Source organism: Pseudomonas sp. TH32, from assembly GCF_016650855.1.
Classification (GTDB): Bacteria; Pseudomonadota; Gammaproteobacteria; order Pseudomonadales; family Pseudomonadaceae; genus Aquipseudomonas.
In genome coordinates, this window is the sequence record NZ_JAEKFA010000002.1 from 5905426 (window position 1) to 5931211 (window position 25786).

Annotated in this window: 19 protein-coding genes; 15 read left to right on the plus strand and 4 right to left on the minus strand. The window is 60.9% G+C overall.

Annotation, left to right across the window (positions count from 1 at the left end; translation table 11 throughout):
* Positions 1-63 precede the first annotated feature (63 nt).
* On the minus strand, positions 64-600 hold the full coding sequence (locus JFV30_RS30775) for a chorismate mutase (RefSeq protein ID WP_201125932.1): 537 nt from the start codon (positions 598-600) through the stop codon (positions 64-66).
* Positions 601-789: 189 nt separating this feature from the next.
* On the minus strand, positions 790-2196 hold the full coding sequence (glnA, locus tag JFV30_RS30780; protein ID WP_003217999.1) for a glutamate--ammonia ligase: 1407 nt from the start codon (positions 2194-2196) through the stop codon (positions 790-792).
* Positions 2197-2530: 334 nt separating this feature from the next.
* Between glnA and thiI the strand changes: the two genes are divergently transcribed.
* Together thiI and typA are read left to right on the plus strand one after the other, a co-directional pair.
* Complete coding sequence (gene thiI, locus JFV30_RS30785; RefSeq protein WP_201125933.1) at positions 2531-3985, plus strand: tRNA uracil 4-sulfurtransferase ThiI; 1455 nt, start codon at positions 2531-2533, stop codon at positions 3983-3985.
* Positions 3986-4124: 139 nt separating this feature from the next.
* On the plus strand, positions 4125-5945 hold the full coding sequence (gene typA / locus JFV30_RS30790; RefSeq protein ID WP_003217997.1) for a translational GTPase TypA: 1821 nt from the start codon (positions 4125-4127) through the stop codon (positions 5943-5945).
* A 194-nt stretch (positions 5946-6139) separates the two neighbouring features.
* Here typA and JFV30_RS30795 read toward each other — a convergent pair whose 3' ends face one another.
* Positions 6140-6574 (minus strand): YkgJ family cysteine cluster protein, encoded by a 435-nt coding sequence (locus tag JFV30_RS30795; protein WP_017478181.1) that lies wholly within the window; start codon positions 6572-6574, stop codon positions 6140-6142.
* A gap of 235 nt (positions 6575-6809) precedes the next feature.
* Here JFV30_RS30795 and JFV30_RS30800 point away from each other — a divergent pair, with 235 nt between their 5' ends.
* The 6 genes from JFV30_RS30800 (at position 6810) to JFV30_RS30825 (ending at position 16521) form a co-directional block, all read left to right on the plus strand.
* Positions 6810-9260: a glycogen/starch/alpha-glucan phosphorylase gene (locus tag JFV30_RS30800; RefSeq protein ID WP_201125934.1), complete on the plus strand. Its 2451-nt coding sequence runs from the start codon at positions 6810-6812 to the stop codon at positions 9258-9260.
* A gap of 131 nt (positions 9261-9391) precedes the next feature.
* On the plus strand, positions 9392-12928 hold the full coding sequence (locus tag JFV30_RS30805) for a DUF2339 domain-containing protein (protein ID WP_201125935.1): 3537 nt from the start codon (positions 9392-9394) through the stop codon (positions 12926-12928).
* Entirely contained in the window at positions 12928-14283 is a 1356-nt protein-coding gene (locus JFV30_RS30810) for a DUF3999 domain-containing protein (protein ID WP_201125936.1), read from the plus strand. Before JFV30_RS30805 ends, JFV30_RS30810 begins: the two co-directional genes overlap by 1 nt.
* A 107-nt stretch (positions 14284-14390) precedes the next feature.
* Positions 14391-15401 (plus strand): class 1 fructose-bisphosphatase, encoded by a 1011-nt coding sequence (locus JFV30_RS30815; RefSeq protein WP_010169114.1) that lies wholly within the window; start codon positions 14391-14393, stop codon positions 15399-15401.
* Between the two features lie 263 nt (positions 15402-15664).
* Positions 15665-15919 (plus strand): hypothetical protein, encoded by a 255-nt coding sequence (locus JFV30_RS30820; protein ID WP_010169120.1) that lies wholly within the window; start codon positions 15665-15667, stop codon positions 15917-15919.
* Between the two features lie 32 nt (positions 15920-15951).
* Positions 15952-16521, plus strand: a complete 570-nt coding sequence (locus tag JFV30_RS30825; RefSeq protein ID WP_003217984.1) for a lipocalin family protein — start codon at positions 15952-15954, stop codon at positions 16519-16521.
* Between the two features lie 113 nt (positions 16522-16634).
* Here JFV30_RS30825 and JFV30_RS30830 read toward each other — a convergent pair whose 3' ends face one another.
* Positions 16635-17999 carry a formimidoylglutamate deiminase gene (locus tag JFV30_RS30830; RefSeq protein WP_201125937.1) on the minus strand — a complete coding sequence of 455 codons (1365 nt, stop codon included), beginning with the start codon at positions 17997-17999 and terminating at the stop codon, positions 16635-16637.
* A 147-nt stretch (positions 18000-18146) separates the two neighbouring features.
* On the opposite strand from JFV30_RS30830, the gene hutC reads away from it, so the two are divergent.
* From hutC to JFV30_RS30865, 7 genes are all read left to right on the plus strand, one after another.
* Positions 18147-18857 (plus strand): histidine utilization repressor, encoded by a 711-nt coding sequence (hutC, locus tag JFV30_RS30835; RefSeq protein WP_256579770.1) that lies wholly within the window; start codon positions 18147-18149, stop codon positions 18855-18857.
* Positions 18854-19414: a HutD/Ves family protein gene (locus tag JFV30_RS30840; protein WP_201125939.1), complete on the plus strand. Its 561-nt coding sequence runs from the start codon at positions 18854-18856 to the stop codon at positions 19412-19414. The genes hutC and JFV30_RS30840 overlap by 4 nt, the downstream gene beginning before the upstream one ends.
* Before the next feature lie 323 nt (positions 19415-19737).
* On the plus strand, positions 19738-21408 hold the full coding sequence (hutU, locus tag JFV30_RS30845; RefSeq protein ID WP_201125940.1) for a urocanate hydratase: 1671 nt from the start codon (positions 19738-19740) through the stop codon (positions 21406-21408).
* A gap of 43 nt (positions 21409-21451) precedes the next feature.
* Positions 21452-22909: a purine-cytosine permease family protein gene (locus JFV30_RS30850; protein WP_201125941.1), complete on the plus strand. Its 1458-nt coding sequence runs from the start codon at positions 21452-21454 to the stop codon at positions 22907-22909.
* Between the two features lie 69 nt (positions 22910-22978).
* Positions 22979-23944 carry an ABC transporter substrate-binding protein gene (locus JFV30_RS30855; RefSeq protein ID WP_201125942.1) on the plus strand — a complete coding sequence of 322 codons (966 nt, stop codon included), beginning with the start codon at positions 22979-22981 and terminating at the stop codon, positions 23942-23944.
* Positions 23945-24015: 71 nt separating this feature from the next.
* The gene (locus JFV30_RS30860; RefSeq protein WP_017478193.1) at positions 24016-24867 is read left to right on the plus strand and encodes an ABC transporter permease; all 852 of its coding nucleotides are present in this window, start codon (positions 24016-24018) and stop codon (positions 24865-24867) included.
* The gene (locus JFV30_RS30865) at positions 24864-25688 is read left to right on the plus strand and encodes a quaternary amine ABC transporter ATP-binding protein (protein ID WP_177041058.1); all 825 of its coding nucleotides are present in this window, start codon (positions 24864-24866) and stop codon (positions 25686-25688) included. Before JFV30_RS30860 ends, JFV30_RS30865 begins: the two co-directional genes overlap by 4 nt.
* Positions 25689-25786: the final 98 nt, after the last annotated feature.

The window sequence follows — 25786 nt, forward strand, 5'->3', positions numbered from 1 at the left end:
TCGCACCAATATAGTGCGGTTTTGAAAGGTCTGTTCAGGAAAGCCAAAAGGCTTTCCTGGTGTTCAGCCTTTGTAGAGGCACAGCTCGGCGGTGGCGCGCATCATCGCCAGTTGGTGCAGCGGGTCATGTGCCGGCGCGTGATTAGCCTGGGCCAGCCATTGCGGACACTGCGGGTTGGTGCGCTCGGGGGTGAAGTCCGCCAGCTGTTGCAGCAGGCGTTTTTGCAGCAGGTCCAGTTCAGGGCGGATCTGGCCGACCAAATCAGGGCGCGGGTCGTCAGGCGCCTTGCCTTGCAGTTGCCAGTCGGACAAGTGGGCGTATTGCACCAGTTTGTTCGCCTCGATCTGGGCCGAGAAAAACTGCTCGGCTTGCGCCGGTGCCAGTTTGTAACCCGGCGCCTGGGCGACGACGCTGGCGATCACGTCCTGTTCCCGCGCACGGTCCTCAACCGGCTTGTGGCTGTCCCATTTGCTCAGGGCCACCTGGTCGGCGATCGCCAGGCGTTCGGCGATGCTGTCGAGTAGCGGGGCGAGGGTGGGTGGTGCGGCCAATACATTGGCGCTGATAGCCAGCAAGATGAACCCAAGTTTGAGTTTCAAGGCAGATCCCTCTTCTGTAGGAGCGAGCTTGCTCGCGATGGTCGTTAACGATAACCCGTAAATATTGAAGAAATACGGCGTCCTTGAGTTTTTCGCGGGCAAGCCCGCTCCCACAGGGTTTTGCGGGCAAAAAAAAGACCTCCCGAAGGAGGCCTTTTTCATCACGCCGCGTTAAGCGGCGCTACCGGATCAGCAGCTGTAGTACAGCTCGTATTCCAGTGGGTGTACGAAGGTGCGGACCTTGATTTCTTCTTCGCTTTTCAGGGCGATGTAGGCATCGATAAAGTCGTCGCTGAACACGCCGCCTTTGGTCAGGAACGCACGGCCCTTGTCCAGCTCTTCCAGGGCTTCTTTCAGGCTGCCGCACACTTGTGGGATCTCTTTGGCCTCTTCAGGCGGCAGGTCGTACAAGTTTTTGTCGGCGGCGTCGCCAGGGTGGATCTTGTTCTGGATACCGTCCAGGCCGGCCATTACCAGGGCAGCGAAGGCCAGGTACGGGTTGGCTGCCGGATCCGGGAAGCGTGCTTCGATACGGCGAGCGCGAGGGCTGGACACGTAAGGAATACGGATCGAAGCGGAACGGTTGCGAGCGGAGTAGGCCAGCATTACCGGAGCTTCGAAACCTGGGACCAGACGCTTGTAGGAGTTGGTCGACGGGTTGGTGAAGCCGTTCAGGGCCTTACCGTGCTTGATGATACCGCCGATGAAGTACAGGGCAGTGTCGGACAGGCCGGCATAACCTTCGCCAGCGAAGGTGTTCTTGCCTTCTTTGGCGATGGACAGGTGAACGTGCATACCCGAGCCGTTATCGCCGTACAGAGGCTTAGGCATGAAGGTAGCGGTACGGCCGTAGGCATCAGCCACGTTGTGTACGCAGTACTTCAGGGTCTGAACTTCGTCAGCCTTGGCCACCAGGGTGTTGAACTTCACACCGATTTCGTTCTGGCCGGCAGTCGCCACTTCGTGGTGGTGAACTTCGATGACCAGGCCCATTTCTTCCATGGCGTTGCACATGGAGGTACGGATTTCGTGGTCGTGGTCGAACGGAGGAACCGGGAAGTAGCCGCCTTTGATACCTGGACGGTGGCCTTTGTTGCCGCCTTCCACGTCCTGGTCGGACATCCACGAACCTTGTTCGGAGAAGATTTTGAACATGGAACCGGAGATGTCGGACTTGAACTTGACCGAATCAAAGATGAAGAATTCTGGTTCCGGACCTACGAATACGGTGTCGCCGATACCGGTCGACTTCAGGTATTCCTCGGCACGCTTGGCGATCGCACGTGGGTCACGGTCGTAGCCTTGCATGGTCGAAGGCTCGATCACGTCGCAGACGATGATCAGCGTTGGGTCTTCGGTGAACGGGTCGAGTACGGCGGTGCTGTCGTCCGGCATCAGGATCATGTCGGAAGCTTCGATGCCTTTCCAGCCGGCAATGGAGGAGCCGTCGAACATTTTGCCTTCTTCGAAGAAGGCGTCATCCAGCGCGTCGCGAGCCGGCATGGTCACGTGGTGCTGAGTGCCTTTTGTGTCCGTGAAGCGCAGATCAATCCATTTGACGTCATGATCTTTGATGAGTTGAACCGACTTCGACATAGTGTCCTCCGGGTGGCTTCGGGCTGGGGTAGTGGAGTTAGCCCTTAGAATGTGGGTGATGCCGGCGCGAATACTCGACCAAGGCAACCTGCCTCACAAGAGAGCAAATTGCATGCCAGTGCCCCGACATGGGTTTTTTGCCACAAAAACGCCCCTATAAAGGTGCAATCCGCTGAAACGGAATAAATTGCGCACCGCAATGTGGCGTGATTTTTCATTAATGACCCGTTTTGGTGCGCGAAAGGTCGATTGCATATTAACTGGTTAAACCTTGAGCGATTTCCGCTATAATCCGCGCCCCCCTTTTTCGGCTGGGCCTGCGCGCGCTGTTTTCATGAAATTAATCGTTAAAGTCTTCCCCGAGATCACCATCAAGAGCCGACCGGTACGGATGCGTTTCATCCGTCAATTGGCCAAGAACATCCGTGCCGTGCTCCGCGATCTGGACCCGGCTGTGGTGGTGAACGGTGTGTGGGACAATCTCGAGCTGGAAACCCGCCTGACCGACCCCAAGGCCTTGAAGGACATGACCGAGCGCCTGAGCTGCGTGCCGGGCATCGCGCATTTCCTGCAGGTCGACGAGTACCCGCTGGGCGACTTCGACGACATCACCGAAAAGTGCAAACAGCACTACGGCGATGTGCTGGCGGGCAAGGTGTTTTCGGTGCGTTGCAAACGTGCCGGCAAGCACCCGTTCAGCTCCATGGATGTCGAGAAATACGTTGGCAGCAAGCTGCGTCGCGAGTGCGGCGCAGCCGGAATTTCCCTGAAAGAGCCGCAAATTGAAGTGCGGATGGAAATTCGCGACCAACGGTTGTTTGTGATCCACAGCCAGCACGACAGCATCGGCGGCTACCCGCTGGGTGCCCTGGAACAGACCCTGGTATTGATGTCCGGCGGTTTCGATTCCACCGTTGCGGCCTACCAGATCATGCGCCGCGGGCTGATGAGCCACTTCTGCTTCTTTAACCTGGGCGGGCGTGCACACGAATTGGGCGTGATGGAAGTCGCGCATTACATCTGGAAGAAGTACGGCAGCTCGCAACGGGTGCTGTTTGTCAGCGTACCGTTCGAGGAAGTCCTGGGAGAAATTCTCGGGAAAGTCGATAACAGTCATATGGGCGTAGTATTGAAGCGTATGATGTTGCGCGCTGCGTCCCGAATCGCGGATCGGCTGGAAATCGACGCACTGGTGACCGGTGAAGCGATTTCCCAGGTGTCCAGCCAGACCCTGCCGAACCTGTCGTTGATCGACTCTGTGACCGAGAAGCTGGTATTGCGCCCGCTGATCGCCAGTCACAAGCAAGACATCATCGACCTGGCGACCCAGATCGGCACGGCGGATTTCGCCAAGCACATGCCGGAATATTGCGGGGTCATCTCGGTGAACCCCAAGACCCACGCCAAGCGCAACCGCGTGGAGTACGAAGAACAACAGTTCGACATGGCGGTTCTCGAGCGTGCGCTGGAGAACGCCAAGCTGGTGCCGATCGATCGGGTTATCGACGAATTGGGCCAGGATTTGCAGATCGAAGAAGTCAGCGAGGCTCTGGCCGGTCAGATCATCATCGACATCCGTCACCCGGATGCCGCTGAAGACGAGCCGCTGGACATTGCTGGCATCGACGTACAAACGCTGCCGTTCTATGCATTGAATGCGCGTTTCAAGGAACTGGATGACAGCCGTCAGTACCTGTTGTATTGCGACAAAGGCGTGATGAGTCGCCTGCATGCCCACCATTTGCTCAGTGAGGGGCATGCCAATGTGCGCGTTTATCGACCGAGCTAAGAGCCCGGGGCTGTTTGCCTGTGGCCTGCGTCACCGGCCCCCCGACTCTGCCGTCAAGCTGTAACGGCAAGGCCTGACTCTACTGTTAATCGCTGCCACGACCTGTCAGCACACCGAATCCTCTGATCGAGATACACAAGTGATCGAAAATCTACGCAACATCGCCATCATTGCCCACGTTGACCATGGTAAGACCACCCTGGTAGACAAACTCTTGCGTCAATCCGGCACCCTGGAGCGCAACGAGCTCAACGACGAGCGCGTGATGGACTCCAACGACCAGGAGAAAGAGCGCGGTATTACCATTCTGGCGAAAAACACCGCCATCAACTGGAACGGCTACCACATCAACATCGTGGACACCCCGGGCCACGCCGACTTCGGCGGCGAAGTTGAACGCGTAATGTCGATGGTTGACTCCGTTCTGCTGCTGGTTGACGCCCAAGACGGCCCTATGCCGCAAACCCGTTTCGTGACCAAGAAGGCTTTCGAAGCCGGCCTGCGTCCGATCGTGTGCATCAACAAGGTTGACCGTCCAGGCGCGCGTCCGGACTGGGTTCTGGACCAGATCTTCGACCTGTTCGACAACCTGGGTGCCACCGAAGAACAGCTGGACTTCAAAGTCGTCTACGCCTCGGCCCTGAACGGCATTGCCGGTCTGGAACACACCGACATGGCTGAAGACATGACCCCGCTGTACCAGTCGATCGTCGACAACGTACCTGCGCCGAAAGTTGACCGTGAAGGCCCGTTCCAGATGCAAATCTCGGCACTGGACTACAACAGCTTCCTGGGTGTTATCGGTGTTGGCCGTATCGCTCGTGGCAGCGTCAAGCCGAACACTCCGGTTGTCGCCATCGGCGCCGACGGCAAGAAACGCAACGGCCGTATCCTGAAGCTGATGGGTCACCACGGTCTGCACCGTATCGACGTTGAAGAAGCGTTTGCCGGTGACATCGTGTGCGTGAGCGGTATGGACTCGCTGTTCATCTCCGACACCCTGTGCCAGCCGGACAACGTCGAGGCGATGAAGCCTCTGACCGTTGACGAGCCAACCGTTTCCATGACCTTCCAGGTAAACGACTCGCCTTTCTGCGGTAAAGAAGGCAAGTTCGTGACTTCCCGTAACATCAAGGAACGTCTGGACAAAGAGCTGCTGTACAACGTTGCTCTGCGCGTTGAAGAAGGCGACTCGGCTGACAAGTTCAAGGTTTCCGGCCGTGGTGAGCTGCACCTCTCGGTACTGATCGAAACCATGCGTCGCGAAGGCTTCGAAATGGGCGTTGGTCGTCCTGAAGTGATCATCCGTCAGGTTGACGGCGTGAAGCAGGAACCGTTTGAAAACGTCACCATCGACACCCCTGAAGAATCCCAGGGCAAGGTCATGGAAGAGATGGGCCTGCGTAAGGGCGACCTGACCAACATGGTGCCGGATGGCAAAGGCCGTGTGCGTCTGGAATACAACATCCCTGCTCGTGGTCTGATCGGTTTCCGTAACCAGTTCCTGACCCTGACCAACGGCGCTGGCATCCTGACCTCGATCTTCGATCGCTACGACACCATGAAGTCCGGCGACATGTCCGGTCGTCAGAACGGTGTTCTGGTATCGGTAGAAACCGGCAAGGCGCTGACCTACTCCCTGGAAACCCTCCAGGCGCGTGGCAAGCTGTTCGTTGAACACGGTCAAGAGATCTACAACGGTCAGATCGTTGGTCTGAACAGCCGTGACAACGACATGGGCGTCAACCCAACCAAAGGCAAGAAGCTTGACAACATGCGTGCTTCGGGCAAAGACGAAACCATCGCTCTGGTTCCACCTGTTCGCTTCACCCTGGAACAGGCCCTGGAATTCATCCAGGACGACGAGCTGTGCGAAGTTACGCCTAAGTCGATCCGCCTGCGTAAGAAGATCCTGGACGAAGGCGAGCGTACCCGCGCTGCCAAGAAAGCCAAGAACTGAGTTAGCTCAGGTTGAATGAAAAACGCCCCCGGTCGAAAGGCCGGGGGCGTTTTTTTATGCCTGCAATAGCTGTAGCGACTGCGACGGCCTCATCGCGGGCAAGCCCGGCTCCCACATTTTGATATGTGAACACATTCAACTGTGGGAGCTGGCTTGCCTGCGATAGGGCCCTCAAGGCCCCACAAAAATCTGGATCAGAACTTGTCGAGGGTCTTGAACTTGGTCTCGCGCACCACTTCCTTCGGCTTGTACGCGCAATACCCAGGACGCGGTCCGATTTTCGGGTGATTGCGGCAAGTATCCGGGCGCTTGTCATAAATAGTGCAGAAGCGGCTCTTACGATCCAGGTACAGGCAATCGTTGTTGCTCATGCGCTGCAGGGTAAAGATCTCGGATTTGGCGTTGAAGCGCTCGACGATGCCTTCTTTCTGCAAGCGCTTGGCGATGTTCTTCGGCGGGTCGCCACGCTCGAACTCATCGACGATGCCGATACGGATCAGGTCCTTGATCTTCACCTCAACCGGCAGGGTGCAGCAGCTCGACACACAGCCGCCACACATGTGGCTTGAGTATTTCTGCCAGGTCTCGAGACGGTCGAGTTCCGCGGCGGCGATCAGTTGAGGCTTCATCAGGTTTCCAAGAGGGGTGTTATCCGGCGCGGGATCATACCGGAATTGGTGTTTTTTTGAACAATATCTTCCGGGTTTCAGCTCAAAGGCAGTGTCGGGCAACAAACGGGCACGGCCCCTGCATCAAATTCCCGCAAAGGTGAATGAGTTAAAAAACTGCCGAACCAGAGCGTCTACGGTCTGTCAGACCGTCTAGGCTCTAGCAACTCCTTCTATCTCGCCCGAGGTCGCATCGATGTCTCAGGAACCGCTTGTACGAGAAGCAGAGGTAGCCGCATTTCGCGATGCCGTCTTGACCAAACTTACCTATGCGGTGGGCAAGGACCCCGATCACGCCTTCGACCACGACTGGTTCGAAGCCATTGCACTGGCCGCCCGCGACCATATGGTCGACCACTGGATGGACCACACGCGGCACATCTATCGCAAGGGGCAGAAGCGGGTTTACTACCTCTCGCTGGAATTCCTGATCGGTCGTCTGCTCTACGACAGCCTGAGCAACCTCGGCCTGCTGGACGTGGCCCGTGAGGCCATGAGCGAGTTGGGTGTGGACATGGAGCGCATTCGCCTGCTGGAGCCCGACGCGGCCCTGGGCAACGGTGGCCTTGGCCGCCTGGCTGCATGCTTTATGGAAAGCATGTCGACCCTGGGCATTGCCGGCCACGGTTATGGCATTCGTTATGAACACGGGCTGTTCCGCCAGGCGATTGTCGATGGCTGGCAGCAGGAGCAAACCGAGCGCTGGCTGGATTTCGGCAACCCGTGGGAGTTCGAGCGCGCCGAAGTGATCTACCCGATCGGCTTTGGCGGCGGCGTGGAAACCCTGCTGGACGCGTCCGGCAAGTCGATCCAGGTCTGGTCGCCGAATGAAACCGTGCGTGCGGTAGCCTACGACACCCCGGTGGTCGGCTGGCGCGGCGCCAGCGTCAACACCCTGCGCCTGTGGCGTGCCCGGGCCGTGGAAGACCTGCACCTGGAGCGCTTCAACGCCGGTGATCACCTGGGCGCAGTGGCCGAGGTAGCCCGTGCCGAAAGCATCTCCCGGGTGCTTTACCCGGCCGACAGCACCGAAGCAGGGCAGGAACTGCGCCTGCGCCAGGAATACTTTTTCGTCTCCGCCTCGCTGCAGGACCTGCTGCGTCGCCACAAAAACATGCACGGCTCGGTCCTGAGCCTGGGCGAACACGCGGCCATCCAGCTCAACGACACGCACCCGTCGATCGCGGTGGCCGAGTTGATGCGCCAGTTGGTGGACCTGCACGATATCCCGTGGGATGCCGCCTGGGATGTCACCGTCGAGACCCTGTCGTACACCAACCATACCTTGCTGCCCGAGGCGTTGGAGACCTGGCCGGTGGGCTTGATGGAACGCATGCTGCCGCGGCACATGCAGATCATCTACCTGATCAACGCTCAACATATCGACTCGCTGCGGTCCAAGGGCATCCACGACTTCGACGTGCTGCGCGCCGTGTCGCTGATCGAGGAAGACAACGGCCGCCGCGTGCGCATGGGCAACCTGGCGTTCCTCGGTTCCCACAGCGTGAACGGCGTGTCCGGCCTGCATACCCAACTGATGCGCAGCACAGTGTTCTCCGAACTGCACAAGCTCTACCCGGACCGCATCAATAACAAAACCAACGGCATTACCTTCCGCCGCTGGCTGTACCAGGCCAACCCCAAACTCACCGCGATGCTGGTGGAAGCCCTGGGGCCGGACGTACTGGATAACCCGGAGCAGCGCCTGGTGGACCTGGAACCGTTTGCCGAGAAGCAAGCCTTCCGCAAGGCCTTCGCCGAACAGCGCCTGCACAGTAAACGGGCACTGGCCGACATCATTCACGAGCGCCTGGGGATTTCGGTCAACCCGGCGGCGATGTTTGATGTGCAGGTCAAGCGGATCCACGAGTACAAGCGCCAGCTGTTGAACCTGCTGCACACCGTCGCGCTGTACCAGGCGATCCGTGCCGAGCCGGGCACCGACTGGGTCCCTCGGGTGAAGATTTTTGCCGGCAAGGCGGCGGCCAGTTATCACCAGGCCAAGCTGATCATCAAGCTGACCAACGACATCGCCCGTACCGTCAACAACGACCCGACGGTGCGCGGGTTGCTCAAGGTGGTGTTCCTGCCCAACTACAACGTCAGCCTGGCGGAAAGCATCATTCCGGCGGCCGACCTGTCGGAGCAGATTTCCACCGCCGGGTTTGAAGCGTCCGGCACCAGCAACATGAAATTCGGCCTTAACGGCGCGCTGACTATCGGCACCATGGACGGTGCCAACGTCGAGATGCACGAGCGCGTGGGTGCCGACCACATGTTCATCTTCGGCCTCAGCGCCCAGCAGGTAGAAGCGCGCAAACACGCCGGTGAGTTCAATGCCGGGCCGGAAATCGCCGCGTCCCATCGCTTGAACGATGTGCTGCAAGCGATTCGCGGCGGGGTGTTCTCGCCGGATGATCCGGGCCGTTATGCCGGGTTGGTGGACTCGCTGATCGACTACGACCGCTTCCTGGTCTGTGCCGACTTCGATTCCTACTGGGATGCCCAAGCGCGGGTCGAGGCGCACTGGCACGATTCCAAGGAATGGTGGCGCTCGGCGGTGCTCAACACCGCGCGCATGGGCTGGTTCTCGTCGGACCGGACCATCCGCGAATACGCGACGGAGATCTGGAAAGCGTTGGATTAGACACCGCAATACAAAATGTGGGAGCGGGCTTGCTGTGGTGAGAGGGCAAGCCCGCTCGCCACAGCAAGTCCCGCTGCCACATGGGGCCCGTGTCGATATACTAGGTCTCGGTTTGCTTAGGGATATCGACCATGCAATGGATTTTCATGCTGATTGGCCTGGTGCTCGGCTGGACGCTCGACGAGTCGTTCAGTGATGCGGGCATTGGTGCGCTGCTCGGCTTGGGCATTGGCCAGGCGATCCGCCTGTCGATGCTGGCCTCGCGTACGGAGGAGCAAGGCCGTCAGCTGGAGTCTGCCCGCAACGCCCTGGAAGTCGTCGAGCAACGCCTGGCCTTGCTGGAAAGGCCGGCTGCCGTTGAAACCCCCGAACCGATCCTTGTCGAAGCGCCGCCGCCGGTAACGACGTCGCCCGAACTCGTCTGGGAATTACCCGCCGAATTGGAACCTGCGTACGCAACGGTAGCGGCCGAGCCCAGCCAGCCATTGCCGGCTGACGTCTGGCGGGCTGAGCCGAGCGAACGCATTCCTGAGCAACCTGCCGCGCCTGCGGTACCTCGTGGCCCCAACTTCATCGAGCGCGCCATCAGCGGCGCGCGCAACTGGCTGTTCGGCGGCAACACCGTGCTGCGGGTCGGCGTGGTGCTGCTGTTCCTTGGCCTGGCCTTCCTGCTGCGCTATGCCACTGAAGGCATGGTAGTGCCGATCGAGCTGCGTTATGCGGGCGTTGCCGGTTGTGCGCTGGCCTTGCTGGGCCTGGGGTGGTGGCTGCGGCTGCGCAACAGCAATTACGGGTTGATGCTGCAAGGCACCGGCATCGCCGTGCTCTACCTGACTGTGTTCGCTGCCATGCGCCTGCACCCGCTGCTCGATCCCGGCGCCGCACTGGGGTTGCTGGTGGCGGTCACGGTGTTTTCGGCGATTCTGGCAATTACCCAGGACGCCCTCGGCCTGGCTTGCGCCGCTGCCCTCGGCGGTTTTGCGGCACCGATCCTCACGTCCACCGGCGCCGGCAACCATGTGGCGCTGTTCAGCTATTTCGCGCTGCTGAACGCGGGCATCCTCGCCATCGCCTGGTTCAAGGCCTGGCGCCTGCTCAACCTGATCGGTTTCGTCGGCACCTTCGGCATCGGCTTCGCCTGGGGCATGCGCTCCTACACGCCGGAACTGCTGTGGAGCACCGAGCCTTTCCTGATTCTGTTTTTCCTGATGTACCTCGGCATTGGCCTGTTGTTCGCCCGGCGCAAGCTGTTGGAGATGAGCGACGCGCCGGACGATGACAGCCGTGGCGCACTGTTGCGCTGGTCAGCGGCCAAGGGCGATTACGTCGACGGCAGCATGCTGTTCGGTCCGCCGCTGGTGGGCTTCGGGTTGCAGTTTGCGCTGGTGCAGCACCTGGAATTTGCCGCGGCGTTCAGCGCGCTGGGCCTGGGCATTATTTACATGGGCCTGGCCCGTTTGCTGAGTGGCGGGCGCGCCTTGCTGCTGGCGGAAACCTGCCTGGCATTGGGTGTGATCTTCGCCAGCCTGGCGATTCCCCTGGGCCTCGACGCACGCTGGACGGCGGCGGCCTGGGCCGTGGAAGGCGCCGGGATTTTCTGGCTCGGCTTGCGCCAGCAGCGACCTTTGGCGCGGGCGTTTGGCTTGCTGTTGCAGGTCGGCTCGGCGCTCGCGTTCCTCAGCGAGTTGCGGGTTGGCGACACCCGTCTATTGGATGGCGCACCGCTGGGCGCTCTGCTGCTGGGCGTGGCGTTGCTGTTCAGTTTCCACCAACTGCGCAAGGCTCCGGCCGAGCAGTCGGCGCAGTGGGAGCGGCGTGGTTTGCCGGTATTGGCCTGTGTCGGCCTGGGCTTCCTGTACCTGCTGGCGCCGTTGCTGCTGTTGACCCAAGGCACGGCCATCAGTTGGGCAATTGCCGGCCTTGCAACCTTGCTGGTCGGCCTGCGCATCGGCTCGCGCACGTTCCTCTTTACTGCGTTTGCCGTGCAATTGCTCGGTGGCGCGCTGTTCCTGTTGCGCCTTCAGGCGGGCGCTGATTCCGGCGCCGTGTTCAGTGCCGGCTGGAGCGGGCTGCTCACTGCATCGCTGATTGGCCTGGCCTTGATCGGCGGCATGCTGCTGGCGGCGCGGGACAGCATGGTGCGTAGCGATGTGCGGTTGTTGCGCGGCCTGTCGGTGGTGCTGTTGGCCGGGTTGGTGCTGATCAACCTCGCGGTGCTGTTCGTGCTGCCGTGGGAGACCGCCAGTGGCGTGTGGGCGGCCAGTGGTTTGTTGATTATCTGGCTGAGCCTCTACCTGCAGCAGCGGGTCAGTTTTGTCTTCGGGTTGTTGCTGCAAATCATCGGTGGCGCTTCGTTCCTGATCGCGGTGCCGGACTTGCTCGGGCCACTGGCCCGCGAAGGCTTGCGTCCTTTGGGTCATAGCGGTTTCTGGACGCCGATGGTGCTCGGGCTGGCGGCGCTGGTCGGTGCCTGGCGTTTGCAGCGCCGGCCTCATGCGCCAGTGTTCGAGGCGTTGAGTTTGCAGCGGCTGTCCGACGTGCTGCTGGTGTGGGGCGCGGCCTGGTGGACCTTGGCTTTGGTCAGCGAAGTGCTGCGTTTTGCGCCACCGATGCTGCAAGGCACCTGGCTGCTGGCGGTGGCGGCCGTGAGTGTGGCGATCTGGGCGGTGTTGGCCCTGCGCCTGCAATGGGCGTCGCTGGGCTTGTTGTGCACGCTGTTGATGCCGGCGGCGGGCGTGGTGTTGCTGGGCTCGTGGGGCTCGCGTTATCACCCGGCGGCGAATTTCGCGTGGCTGGCGTGGGTGGCGGTATTTGCGGTGCACTTCGTGTCACTGCGGCGCCTGGCCTTGGTCATCCCGGAGAAAGCTTTGAGCGCCGCGCACGTGCTCGGCTGCTGGCTGCTGATCGGCGTGCTGGCGCTGGAGCTGCGCTACGGCCTGTTGCTGCTGTCCGAGGAATACAACGCTTGGCGCTGGCTGGGGTGGGCGATTCTGCCGAGCCTGTACCTGGTACTGGCCGCTGTGCCGCGCAGTTGGCCGTGGCCGGTGTCGGCGTACCCGCGCGAGTACCGGTTGTATGCCGCGTTGCCTCTGGCGGTGTTGATGCTGGGCTGGTTCTGGCTGGCAAATATCTTCAGCGACGGCACCGCCGAGCCGCTGCCGTATATGCCGCTGCTTAACCCGCTGGATATTGGATTGCTGTTCGCGCTGCTGGGGGTGTACCTGTGGTCCCGCAGCGCCGCACCCCAGCGCGGGCCACGCGCCGAGCTGATCGCCCAGGCGGTCGCCGGTGTGTCGTTGTTCGCCTTCTTCACCGCCCTGGTGATGCGTACGGCTCACCATTGGGGCGGCGTGCCGTTCCATCTGGATGCGTTGCTGGAGTCGATGCTGGTGCAGGCCGGGCTGTCGATTATCTGGACCCTGATTGCCCTGAGCCTGATGATCGGTGGGCATCTGCGCCATCGGCGTGAGGTGTGGCTGATCGGTGCGGTGTTGATTGCAGTGGTGGTCGCCAAATTGTTCTTCGTCGAGCTGAGCAACCGTGGCGGGCTGGCGCGGATCGTATCGTTTATCGGTGTGGGCGGGCTGTTGCTGGTGGTGGGCTATTTCGCCCCGTTGCCACCCAAGCGTGCCGAACCGGTGGTTGAATCTGAAGGAGTGGCCTCTTGATGGGCAAGCTGAGTGTGGTGCTGTTGGGGTTGTGCACAACGTGTTCGGCCTTGGCCCAGGAAACCCCGGCCGATTTCACCACGCGGGTGCCGCTGACAGTCAGCGGCGAAGGCCCGTGGTACCGCCTGGAGCTGCCGCTGGCGGTGCAATTGAGCGCCCGCCAGGCCGACCTGAGTGACGTGCGGGTGTTCAACGCCGCCGGCGAGCCCCAGGCCTACGCGCTGGCGCGGCAGTCGGCGCAAAGCACCGAAAGCCGCAGCCTGTCCAACGTGAAGTGGTTCCCGCTGTACGCTGCGGCCGATTCCGCTGAAGCCGTGCCCAGTGTGCGTGTGCAATCCACTTCCACCGGCACGTTGGTGCAGGTGCAGCCGCCGAGCCAGCTGGAAGCGGGCGAAGAAGTGCTGCGCGGCTGGTTGCTCGATGCCAGCGGGATCAAGGCGCCGTTGCAGCAGCTGATCCTCGACTGGACCAGCGAGCGCGACGGCTTCCAGCGCTTCAGCATCGAAGCCAGCGACGACTTGCAGCACTGGCGCTCGTGGGGCGAAGGGCAGGTGGCGCGGCTGTCGTTTGCCGATGAGCGCGTCGAGCAGCATGAAGTGAGTTTGCCAGGGCAATCGGCGCGTTATCTGCGCCTGCTGTGGAAAGGCCAGGCCGCACCGGCGCTGACATCGGCGCAGTTGGAGAGCGTCAGTGCCCATAGCTTGCCGTTGCCGCTGGTGTGGTCGCAGCCACTGTCGGGTACCCGTCTCAAGGCCGGCGAATACAGCTGGCAGTTGCCCAATGCGCTGAACGTCGAACGTTTGCGCATCGACTTGAGCCAACCCAACAGCCTCGCGCCAGTCACCTTGTCGGGTCGCCGGGAAAGCAATCAGGCCTGGCAGCCCTTGAGCAGCGGTTTGCTCTACCGGCTGACGCAAAATGGCCAGGACGTTTTACAGAACGAATTGCAGCTGCCGGGCCAGGCCGTTGCGCAACTCAAGCTCGACGTGGACGAGCGCGGCGGTGGCCTGGGAGTGGAGGCGCCGACCTTGAGCTTTGCAGTGCGCGCCACGCAGTTGGTGTTCCTGGCACGGGGCGAGCCGCCGTTCACCCTGGCCTTGGGCAACCCGTCGGTGAAGGGGGCGAACTTGCCGCTGTCGACGTTGATCCCGGATTACAGCGTCGAACGCCTCGCAGGGCTTGGGCAGGCCAAGGCGGCGGGGGCGGTGGTGGTGACATCGCCCGCGGTTGCGGCGCCTATTGATGCCGGGCCGAACTGGAAAAAGCTCGGTCTTTGGGCCGTGCTGTTGCTCGGTGTGGCGGCGTTGGGCGCCATGGCCTACAGTTTGCTGCGCAAGCCGCCGGTGGCACGTTAAATAAAGTCCATGAACTCTATTGGGTTTAAATCCTCTCATATGAGGAAATACGCCCCGACTCGCGTTAAACTGCGCGGGTTTTTAGCCCCCCATTTCCGGAGCCTTCCATGTCCCGCGTTACCCTGAGTCGCTATTTGATCGAGCAGACCCGCAGCAACAACACGCCTGCCGATCTGCGCTTCCTTATCGAAGTGGTGGCGCGTGCTTGCAAGGAAATCAGCCACGCCGTCTCCAAAGGCGCGCTGGGCGGTGTCCTGGGCAGCATGGGCACTGAAAACGTACAAGGCGAAGTGCAGAAGAAGCTCGACGTGATTTCCAACGAAATCCTCCTCGAAGCCAACGAATGGGGCGGCCACCTGGCCGGCATGGCGTCCGAAGAAATGGACAATGCCTACCAGATCCCGGGCAAGTACCCGAAAGGCGCGTACCTGCTGGTATTCGACCCGCTGGACGGTTCGTCGAACATCGACATCAACGCACCGGTCGGCACCATCTTCTCGGTACTGCGTTGCCCGAGCGAATACCTGAGCCAGAACGAAGCCCTGAACGAAAAGGCCTTCCTGCAGCCAGGCACCGAGCAGGTCGCTGCCGGTTATGCGATCTACGGCCCGCAAACCATGCTGGTGCTGACCCTGGGCGACGGCGTCAAGGGCTTCACCCTGGACCGTGAAATGGGCAGCTTCGTGCTGACCCACGAAGACATCTCCATCCCGGCGAGCACCCAGGAATTCGCCATCAACATGTCCAACCAGCGTCACTGGGAAGCGCCGGTACAGCGCTACGTGAACGAGTTGATGGAAGGCGAAGAAGGCCCGTTGAAGAAGAACTTCAACATGCGCTGGGTGGCTGCGATGGTTGCCGACGTGCACCGCATCCTGACCCGTGGTGGCCTGTTCATGTACCCACGTGACAGCCGCGAGCCGTCCAAGCCGGGCAAACTGCGCCTGATGTACGAAGCCAACCCGATGTCGTTCCTGGTTGAGCAGGCGGGCGGTGCGTCCACCGACGGCCACCAGCGCATCCTCGACATCCAGCCTGAAGGCCTGCACCAGCGGGTGGCGGTGTTCCTGGGTTCGAAGGAAGAAGTTGAGCGTGTGACTGGTTACCACAAGGCGTAAAGCCCTGCGGTAAGCATCTGCTCTGTGTGGTAAGCGGGCTTGTCCCGCGTTGGGGTGCGTAGCACCCCTAAACCCCGAATCTTCGTTTTTTCTGACACGAGGCAATGCCCTTTATCGGGGGCTGCTTCGCAGCCCAGCGCGGGGCAAGCCCGCTCACCACAAGGGGCTTTTTTTGTTTTCGCTCGTCGGGAACCAGACACCTCTTTTCCCTTCTAAGCTTCTGGCAGACCCCCAAGCTGCTTCGTCTCTCCAGGAGTTTTTCCATGTCGTTACGCCGTCTCGCCCTGTTGTCGTTTTGCGTGCTTCTGGCCGCTTGCAGCAAGGTCACTCAAGAAAATTACGCAAAACTGTCGGCCGGCATGGCCAAGGCCGAGGTTGAGTCGTTGCTGGGTAAGCCGACTGATTGTTCTGGCGCGCTGGGTATGTCCAGTTGCACCTGGGGCGATAAAAACAGCTTTATCAGCGTGCAATACGCCGGTGACAAAGTACTGATTTTTTCCGGGCAAGGCCTGAAGTAAACCGGGGCGAAAGCCTGCGGGAGAAAAACAACATGATGCGTTTCGTTTTATACCTCTGCGCCAGCCTGTTTTTGGCGGGCTGCGCCAGCCATTCTGGCGATGATCTGCAACCCAAGACGGTTGGCAGCGTGAACCTCAAGCGTTACCAGGGCACCTGGTATGAGTTGGCCCGTCTGCCGATGTACTTCCAGCGCAATTGTGCGCAGTCCGAAGCCCGCTACACGTTGTTGCCCGATGGCAACATGTCGGTGTTCAACCGCTGCCTGACGCCTGAATGGAAGTGGCAGGAAGCCAAGGGCACAGCAACGCCGCAGGTCGCCGGCAAGACTGACAAACTGTGGGTCGAATTCAATAACTGGTTCACCTCGCTGTTGCCGGGCGTGGCCAAGGGCGATTACTGGGTGCTGTACGTCAGCGATGACTACAAGACCGCCATTGTCGGCAGCCCGAGCCGGCGCTACATGTGGTTGTTGTCCCGCACGCCGACCGTCAGCGCCGACACCCGCGAAGACCTGCTGAGCAGGGCGCGGCAACAGGGGTATGACACTACCCGGTTGATCTGGCGGACGTCGGACAAGCAGATGGCAAAGACTTCGCAGTAACTGAAGAGCGCTACCCTTCCAATGTGGGAGCTGGCTTGCCTGCGATAGCGGTGTTGGATTCACAACGGCTATCGCAGGCAAGCCAGCTCCCACATTTTGTTATGCGTTGTCTGTTAGCCCAACAAATCCCGCAAGACCTGGGTAAACGCCCGGCTGCTGTCTTCTTCAGCCGCGTGATGCCCGTCGCGAATCACCCACGTCCCGTTGACCAGCACGTCCCGCACCTGGCGATCACCACCGGCAAACAGCCAGCGATTGAGAATCCCGTCTTCGTTCGCCGTCGCCAGGTACGGATCGTTGCCATCCAGTACCAGCCAATCGGCACGCTTGCCCACTTCCAGGCGCCCAATCGGTTGCCCCAGCGCTTCGGCCCCGCCGTCCAGCGCGGCATCGAACAGCGTACGGCCGACCATGGGCTGATCGCTGCGATACAGCCGGTTGCGCCGCTGGTCCCGCAGGCGCTGCCCATATTCCAGCCAGCGCAGTTCTTCCACCACGCTCAGTGATACGTGGCTGTCGGAACCAATCCCCATGCGCCCGCCTTGGGCCAGGAAATCCACCGCCGGGAAAATCCCGTCGCCCAGGTTGGCCTCAGTGGTCAGGCACAGCCCGGCGATCGCCCGGCTCTTGGCCATCAACGTCACTTCTTCCGGATTGGCATGGGTGGCGTGCACCAGGCACCAGCGCCGATCCACTTCAACATTGTCATACAGCCATTGCAGCGGACGCTTGCCGCTCCAGGCCAGGCAGTCGTCGACTTCCTTTTGCTGCTCGGCGATATGGATGTGCACCGGGCAGGCCTTGTCGCTGGAGGCCAGCACTTCGCTGATCTGTTGAGGCGTGACGGCGCGCAGCGAGTGGAAGCACAGGCCCAGCTGCTGCGCCGGTTGCGCGGCCAGAATCGGTTGCAGGCGTGCCTGCAGGTTCAGGTAGTGCTCGGTGCTGTTGATAAAGCGCCGCTGGCCTTCATTGGGTGCCTGGCCGCCGAAACCGGAATGGCTGTACAGCACCGGCAACAACGTCAGGCCGATACCGCTGCTGGCGGCCGCCTGGCTGATTTGTCGCGACAACTCTGCAGGGTCGGCATAGGGCTGGCCGCTGACGTCGTGGTGCACGTAGTGAAATTCGGCCACCGAGGTGTAGCCGGCCTTGAGCATCTCGATATACAGCTGGCGCGCAATGACCTGCAGTTGGTCGGGGCTGATCTTGCCCACCATGCGATACATCAAGTCGCGCCAGGTCCAGAAGCTGTCATTCGGGTTGCCGGCCACTTCCGCCAGTCCGGCCATTGCCCGCTGGAACGCATGGGAATGCAGGTTCGGCATGCCCGCCAACACCGGGCCTCTCAGCCGTTCGGCACCGTCTGCACTGGCGTTGGGCTCCACCTGGGTCAGCAGGCCGTCGGCGCTGACTTCAAGACGTACATCATTGGCCCATCCATTAGGCAGCAGCGCGCGTTCGGCAAAGAAAGCGGACATGATTAAGGCACCCCGGTCGTGTGTTTATTTGTATATACATATACAGACGTTTGCCTGCTCGGTAAACTCCGGCAAGCTATGCTTCTTTTTCACCTGCAAGGATTTCCTGTGCCGACTCCGCCCGCCAAGTCTTCACTGGCTGCCCACATGGACGAAAGTCCGGCGCCCTTGTATGCCCGCGTCAAACAGATGATCAGCCAGCAGATTCTCAACGGCAACTGGCCGCCGCACTACCGCGTGCCGTCGGAAAGCGAGCTGGTCAACCAACTGGGCTTCAGCCGCATGACCATCAACCGCGCCCTGCGCGAGTTGACGGCCGAAGGCCTGCTGGTACGCATGCAGGGCGTGGGCACATTTGTCGCCGAGCCCAAGAGCCAGTCGGCCCTGTTTGAGGTGCACAACATTGCCGATGAGATCGCCTCCCGCGGTCATCGCCATACGTGCAAAGTCATCACCCTCGGTGAGGAAGCGGCCGGTTCCGAGCGCGCCGTCGCCCTGGAAATGCGCGAAGGCGGACGGGTGTTCCACTCGCTGATCGTGCACTACGAAAACGACATTCCGGTGCAAATCGAAGACCGTTTCGTCAACGCCCTGGTAGCGCCGGAATACCTGCAGCAGGATTTCACCCAGCAAACCCCTTATGCCTACCTCAATCAGGTGGCGCCGCTGACCGAAGGCGAGCACGTGGTGGAAGCGATCCTCGCCGATGCCCATGAGTGCAAGCTGCTGCAAATCGAAACCAGCGAGCCGTGCCTGTTGATTCGCCGCCGCACCTGGTCGGGCCGCCAGCCGGTAACGGCCGCGCGTTTGATCCACCCCGGTTCCCGTCATAGCCTGGAAGGACGTTTCAGTAAATGAGTTCGATGAAAGTCTGGCGCGCCACCGATTACGTCCGTATGCCATGGAAAAACGGCGGCGGCAGCACTGAAGAAATCACCCGTGATGCAGGTGAGGGCCTGGACGGTTTTGGCTGGCGCCTGTCGATTGCCGATATTGCCGAGTCGGGCGGGTTCTCTACCTTCGCCGGGTACCAGCGCATCATCACTGTGCTGCAAGGTTCAGGCATGGTGCTGACGGTGGATGGCGAGGAACAGCGCGGGTTGTTACCGCTGCAGCCGTTCCCGTTCAAGGGTGACAGCCAGGTGTCCTGCCGATTGATCGGCGGCCCGATCCGCGATTTCAACCTGATCTATTCACCGCAGCGCTATCAGGCGCGGTTGCAGTGGATGGACGGTACGCAGCGCTTCTTCAGTGCCGCGCACACCGTGCTGGTATTCAGTGTGGCCGATGAGGTGAAGGTGCTCGGTGAGCGGCTGAACCGTCACGACTGCCTGCAAGTGGACGGTAACACCGGGCTGCTGGACGTCAGCGTCACCGGCCGTTGCTGTGTCATCGAACTGACTGCAGCCGCTTGAACAGGTGGGGGTTCTTCCCCCACATGTTGTTTCCCTCTTCCCGCACCAACTTGTTACCGAACGCCCCAGCATGGCGCAAAGCCCTGCCTCGGTGACAAGTCTCCCGCGTTGTAAAAATCCTCTGTAAGAAAATTCATCAAGCAGCGAAGCCTTATTTTCCAAGGCTTTCACCCTCATCCCGGAAAAATCTTCAAACCTTGCGCGCAAAGTTGGCCGCTTGATTGCATATGCTTGTATGTACAAGTAAAGATGTGTGCGTAAGAGTCCATGGACATCCTCTTCGCACCAATCATGTTCGCGCATTGATCGTTGAGGAATTTTTTGTGACCAAGCCTACCAAGTACCGTGACGTTGAAATCCGTGCCGCACGCGGCAACACGCTGACCGCCAAAAGCTGGCTGACTGAAGCGCCGCTGCGCATGCTGATGAACAACCTCGACCCACAGGTTGCCGAAAACCCGAAAGAGCTGGTGGTGTACGGCGGCATTGGCCGCGCCGCGCGCAACTGGGAATGCTACGACCAGATCGTCGAAAGCCTGACCCACCTCAATGACGACGAAACCCTGCTGGTGCAATCCGGCAAACCCGTGGGCGTGTTCAAGACCCACAGCAACGCCCCGCGCGTGCTGATCGCCAACTCCAACCTGGTGCCGCACTGGGCGAGCTGGGAACACTTCAACGAACTGGATGCCAAGGGCCTGGCCATGTACGGCCAGATGACCGCCGGCAGCTGGATCTACATCGGCAGCCAGGGCATCGTCCAGGGCACCTACGAAACCTTCGTCGAAGCCGGTCGCCAGCATTACAACGATGACCTCAAGGGCCGTTGGGTCCTGACTGCCGGCCTCGGCGGCATGGGCGGCGCCCAGCCACTGGCCGCGACCCTGGCCGGTGCCTGCTCGCTGAACATCGAATGCCAGCAGGTCAGCATCGACTTCCGCTTGAACAGCCGTTATGTCGACGAGCAAGCCACAGACCTCGACGACGCCCTGGCGCGCATCGCCAAATACACCAAGGAAGGCCGCGCGATCTCCATCGCCCTGCTGGGCAACGCGGCGGAAATCCTGCCGGAACTGGTCAAGCGTGGCGTGCGCCCGGACATGGTCACCGACCAGACCAGCGCCCACGACCCGCTGAACGGTTACCTGCCCGCCGGCTGGACCTGGGACGAATACCGCGCCCGCGCCAAGACTGAGCCGGCCGCCGTGATCAAGGCCGCCAAACAGTCCATGGCCGTGCACGTCAAAGCCATGCTTGAGTTCCAGAAGCAAGGCATCCCGACTTTCGACTACGGCAACAACATCCGCCAGATGGCCCAGGAAGAGGGCGTGGAAAACGCCTTCGACTTCCCGGGTTTCGTACCGGCCTACATCCGTCCGCTGTTCTGCCGTGGCATCGGCCCGTTCCGTTGGGCTGCACTGTCGGGCGACCCGCAAGATATTTACAAGACCGACGCCAAAGTCAAAGAGCTGATCCCGGACGACGCCCACCTGCACAACTGGCTGGACATGGCCCGCGAGCGCATCAGCTTCCAGGGGCTGCCGGCGCGTATCTGCTGGGTTGGCCTGGGCCAGCGCGCCAAGCTGGGCCTGGCGTTCAACGAAATGGTGCGCAGCGGCGAGCTGTCGGCACCGGTCGTGATCGGCCGCGACCACCTGGACTCCGGCTCGGTGGCCAGCCCCAACCGTGAAACCGAATCGATGCAGGACGGTTCCGATGCCGTGTCCGACTGGCCACTGCTCAACGCCTTGCTCAACACCGCCAGCGGCGCGACCTGGGTTTCGTTGCACCACGGCGGCGGCGTCGGCATGGGCTTCTCCCAGCACTCGGGCATGGTGATTGTCTGCGACGGTACCGACGAAGCTGCCGAGCGTATCGCTCGCGTGCTGCACAACGACCCGGCCACCGGCGTGATGCGTCATGCCGATGCCGGCTACCAGATCGCGATCGACTGCGCCAAAGAGCAGGGCCTGAACCTGCCGATGATCAAGTAAGCCAGCATCACCCAAAAAACAATCCATCAGAGGTTGAACAACAATGGCTGTAAATGACGTTCGTGCAAGCACCACCCCGTTGATCGAAAGGCGTTCGATCGACTACATCCCGGAAGCGGAAAGACACGGCCGTCTATTGAGTCAGTTCACCCTGTGGTTGGGTGCCAACCTGCAAATCACCGCGATTGTCACCGGGGCCCTGGCCGTGGTGCTGGGCGGTGATGTGTTCTGGTCGTTGGTCGGTCTGTTGATCGGTCAACTGCTGGGCGGCGGCGTCATGGCGCTGCATGCTGCGCAAGGCCCGCAACTGGGCTTGCCGCAGATGATCTCCAGCCGCGTGCAGTTTGGCGTGTATGGCGCGGTGATCCCGCTGGTGCTGGTGTGCCTGATGTACATCGGTTTTTCCGCCAGCGGTTCGTTGCTGGCGGGGCAGGCCGTGGCGCAGTTGCTCCACGTTGAAGACTGGGTGGGCATCGTGCTGTTCGCGGGGCTGATCATGGTCTTCACAATCTTCGGCTACCGGGTCATCCACGGCATCGGCCGGGTTGCCAGCGTGCTGGGGGTGGTGGCTTTCGTCTACCTGTTCTACAAATTGCTGGCCGGTAACGACATCGGTGCGTTGCTGGGCAACAAGCATTTTTCCCTCAGCAGTTTCCTGCTGGCGATTTCCCTGTCGGCGTCCTGGCAGATTGCGTTTGGCCCGTATGTGGCGGATTACTCGCGTTACTTGCCGCGCAGCACCAAGGCGTCGAAAACCTTCTGGGCCGTGGGCCTGGGCTCGGTGATCGGTGCGCAGGCGTCGATGGTGTTCGGCGTGTTTGCGGCGGCCCTGGCCGGCTCGCAATTCGCTCATCACGAAGTGTCATTCATCGTCGGCCTGGGCGGCACCGGGATCGTCGCGGCGCTGCTGTATTTCAGCATCGCCTTCGGCAAGGTCACCGTCACCACCCTGAATGCCTACGGCAGCTTCATGTCGATCGCGACGATCATCAGTGGCTTCCGTGGCAGCCGCCATATCGGCAGTGGCACGCGCCTGTTGTACATCTTCGTGATGGTGTCGATTGCCGCCGCGCTGGCGTTGCTGGGCAAGGACTCGTTCCTCAAGGATTTCTCTGCGTTCATCCTGTTCCTGCTGGCGTTTTTCACGCCCTGGAGTGCGATCAACCTGGTGGATTTCTACTGCATCACCAAAGAACGCTACGACATCCCGGCACTGTCCAACCCCGACGGCCGCTACGGTCGCTGGAACGTGATGGGCATCAGCATCTACGTGTTTGGCGTGCTGATCCAGATGCCGTTCATCTCGACGCACTTCTACACCGGACCACTGGTTGCCAGCCTCGGCGACACCGATATCTCCTGGATCATCGGCCTGGTGGTGCCGGCTGCGCTTTACTACTGGGCCGCGAAAAAGTGGCACAGCGCAATACCTGAACGACTGATCCTGCCGGTAGAGCAGGGCGCTGCACCAACGACAAACGGGCTGGCTGCACAGGCCTGATGGGACGTGGACAGGGCAGGATGCCTACTGACTGCCGTAATCCATTTCAAGATTGGGAGCGTCACAACAATGAAAATGAATAAGACCCTGCTGGCCACTTTGTTCTCTGCAGGCTTGCTGGCTTCTGCTGGCGCTCAGGCGGCGGGTTGGTGCGAATCCGGCAAACCGGTGAAATTCGCCGGCCTGAACTGGGAAAGCGGCATGTTGCTCACCGACATCCTGCAAACCGTTCTGGAAAAAGGCTACGACTGCAAAACCGACAGCCTGCCGGGCAACTCCATCACCATGGAAAACGCCCTGAGCAGCAATGACATCCAGGTATTCGCCGAGGAGTGGGTTGGCCGCAGCGAAGTCTGGAACAAGGCCGAGAAGGCCGGCAAAGTCGTTGGTGTCGGGGCTCCAGTCGTGGGTGCCATCGAAGGCTGGTACGTGCCGCGTTACGTGATCGAAGGCGATGCCAAGCGCAAGCTGGAACCCAAGGCGCCGGACCTGAAAAACATCGCCGACCTGGCCAAATACGCTGCGGTGTTCAAGGACCAGGAAGAGCCATCCAAGGGCCGTTTCTACAACTGCCCGGCCGGCTGGACCTGTGAGCTGGACAACAGCGAAATGCTGAAAAGCTATGGCCTGGAAAGCACCTACACCAACTTCCGCCCAGGCACCGGCCCCGCGCTGGATGCGGCGGTGTTGTCGAGCTACAAGCGCGGCGAGCCGATCCTGTTCTACTACTGGTCGCCAACGCCGTTGATGGGCCAGGTCGACCTGGTGAAGCTCGAAGAGAAGCCCGGTGTGGATAAAAGCGTGACCATCAAGGTCGGGCTGTCCAAGGCGTTCCACGAACAAGCCCCGGAACTGGTGGCCGTATTGGAGAAGGTCAACCTGCCAATCGACCTGCTGAACCAGAACCTGGCACGCATGACCAAAGAGCGAATTGAATCACCAAAACTGGCGAAAATTTTCCTCAAGGAACATCCTGAAGTCTGGCACGCATGGGTGAGCGACGACGCAGCCAAGAAAATCGACGCGGCCTTGTAGGTTGAGCGTTTCCGGTTGCCCTCACAGGCAACCGGACGCCCGGCCACAATCCACTGGATCGAGAGCACACTATGTTTCCTGAGAGTTTTACGTTTTCCATCGCCGATTGGGTCAACAGTTGGGTTGATTCGCTGGTGACCAACTACGGTGATGTGTTCCGGCACATCTCCGACACCTTGTTGTGGGCCATCGTCAACCTGGAAGGCGTGCTGCGCGCAGCGCCCTGGTGGTTGATGCTGGCGATTGTCGGCGGCATTGCCTGGCACGCCACGCGCAAGGTGGTCACCACGGCGGTGATCGTCGGTTTGCTGTTCCTGGTGGGCGCCGTTGGCCTGTGGGACAAGCTGATGCAAACCCTCGCGCTGATGATGGTGGCCACGGTGATCTCGGTGCTGATCGGCATTCCCCTGGGGATTCTGTCGGCCCGCAGCAACCGCCTGCGCTCGGTATTGATGCCGCTGCTGGACATCATGCAAACCATGCCCAGCTTCGTGTACCTGATCCCGGTGTTGATGCTGTTCGGCCTGGGCAAGGTGCCGGCGATTTTCGCCACGGTGATCTACGCCGCGCCGCCGCTGATTCGCCTGACCGACCTGGGCATTCGCCAGGTGGACGGTGAAGTCATGGAAGCGATCAACGCCTTCGGTGCCAACCGCTGGCAGCAACTGTTTGGTGTGCAACTGCCGCTGGCCCTGCCGAGCATCATGGCCGGGATCAACCAGACCACCATGATGGCCCTGTCGATGGTGGTGATCGCCTCGATGATCGGTGCCCGTGGCCTGGGTGAAGACGTACTCGTCGGCATCCAGACGCTTAACGTCGGGCGTGGCCTTGAAGCCGGCCTGGCGATTGTGATTCTCGCAGTGGTCATCGACCGCATTACCCAGGCCTATGGTCGTCCACGGCATGAGGCGAGCAAATGACTACCGTCAGCAAGATTGAAGTCAAAAACGTATTCAAGATCTTCGGCAACCGTTCCAAGGAAGCACTGGCGCTGATCGGCCAGGGCAAGACCAAGGACCAGGTGCTGGCCGACACCGGTTGCGTGGTGGGTGTGAACGACCTGTCCCTGAGCATCGGCACGGGCGAGATCTTCGTGATCATGGGCCTGTCGGGTTCCGGCAAGTCGACCCTGGTGCGCCACTTCAACCGCCTGATCGACCCCACCAGCGGCGCGATCCTGGTGGACGGCGAAGACATCCTGCAACTGGACATGGAAGCCCTGCGCCAATTCCGCCGGCACAAGATCAGCATGGTGTTCCAGAGCTTCGGCCTGCTGCCCCACAAAAGCGTGGTGGACAACGTTGCCTACGGCCTGAAAGTGCGCGGCGAAACCAAGCAAGTGTGCACCGAGCGTGCGCTGCACTGGATCGAAACCGTAGGCCTCAAAGGCTACGAAAACAAATACCCGCACCAGCTGTCCGGCGGCATGCGCCAACGGGTGGGCCTGGCTCGCGCCCTGGCGGCCGACACCGACATCATCCTGATGGACGAAGCGTTCAGCGCCCTCGACCCGCTGATTCGCGCCGAGATGCAGGACCAGTTGCTGGAGCTGCAAAAGACCCTGCACAAGACCATCGTCTTCATCACCCACGACCTCGACGAGGCCGTGCGCATCGGCAACCGCATTGCGATTCTCAAGGACGGCAAGCTGATCCAGGTCGGCACGCCCCGGGAAATCCTGCATTCGCCGGCGGATGAATATGTGGACCGGTTTGTTCAGCGGCGGGCTGCTGTGGTCTGACCCGCATCGTGTGGTGAGCCGGCTGGCGCTATCGCAGGCAAGCCAGCTCCCACATTTGCAATGCATTCCCCTGTAGGAGCTGGCTTGCCTGCGATGCG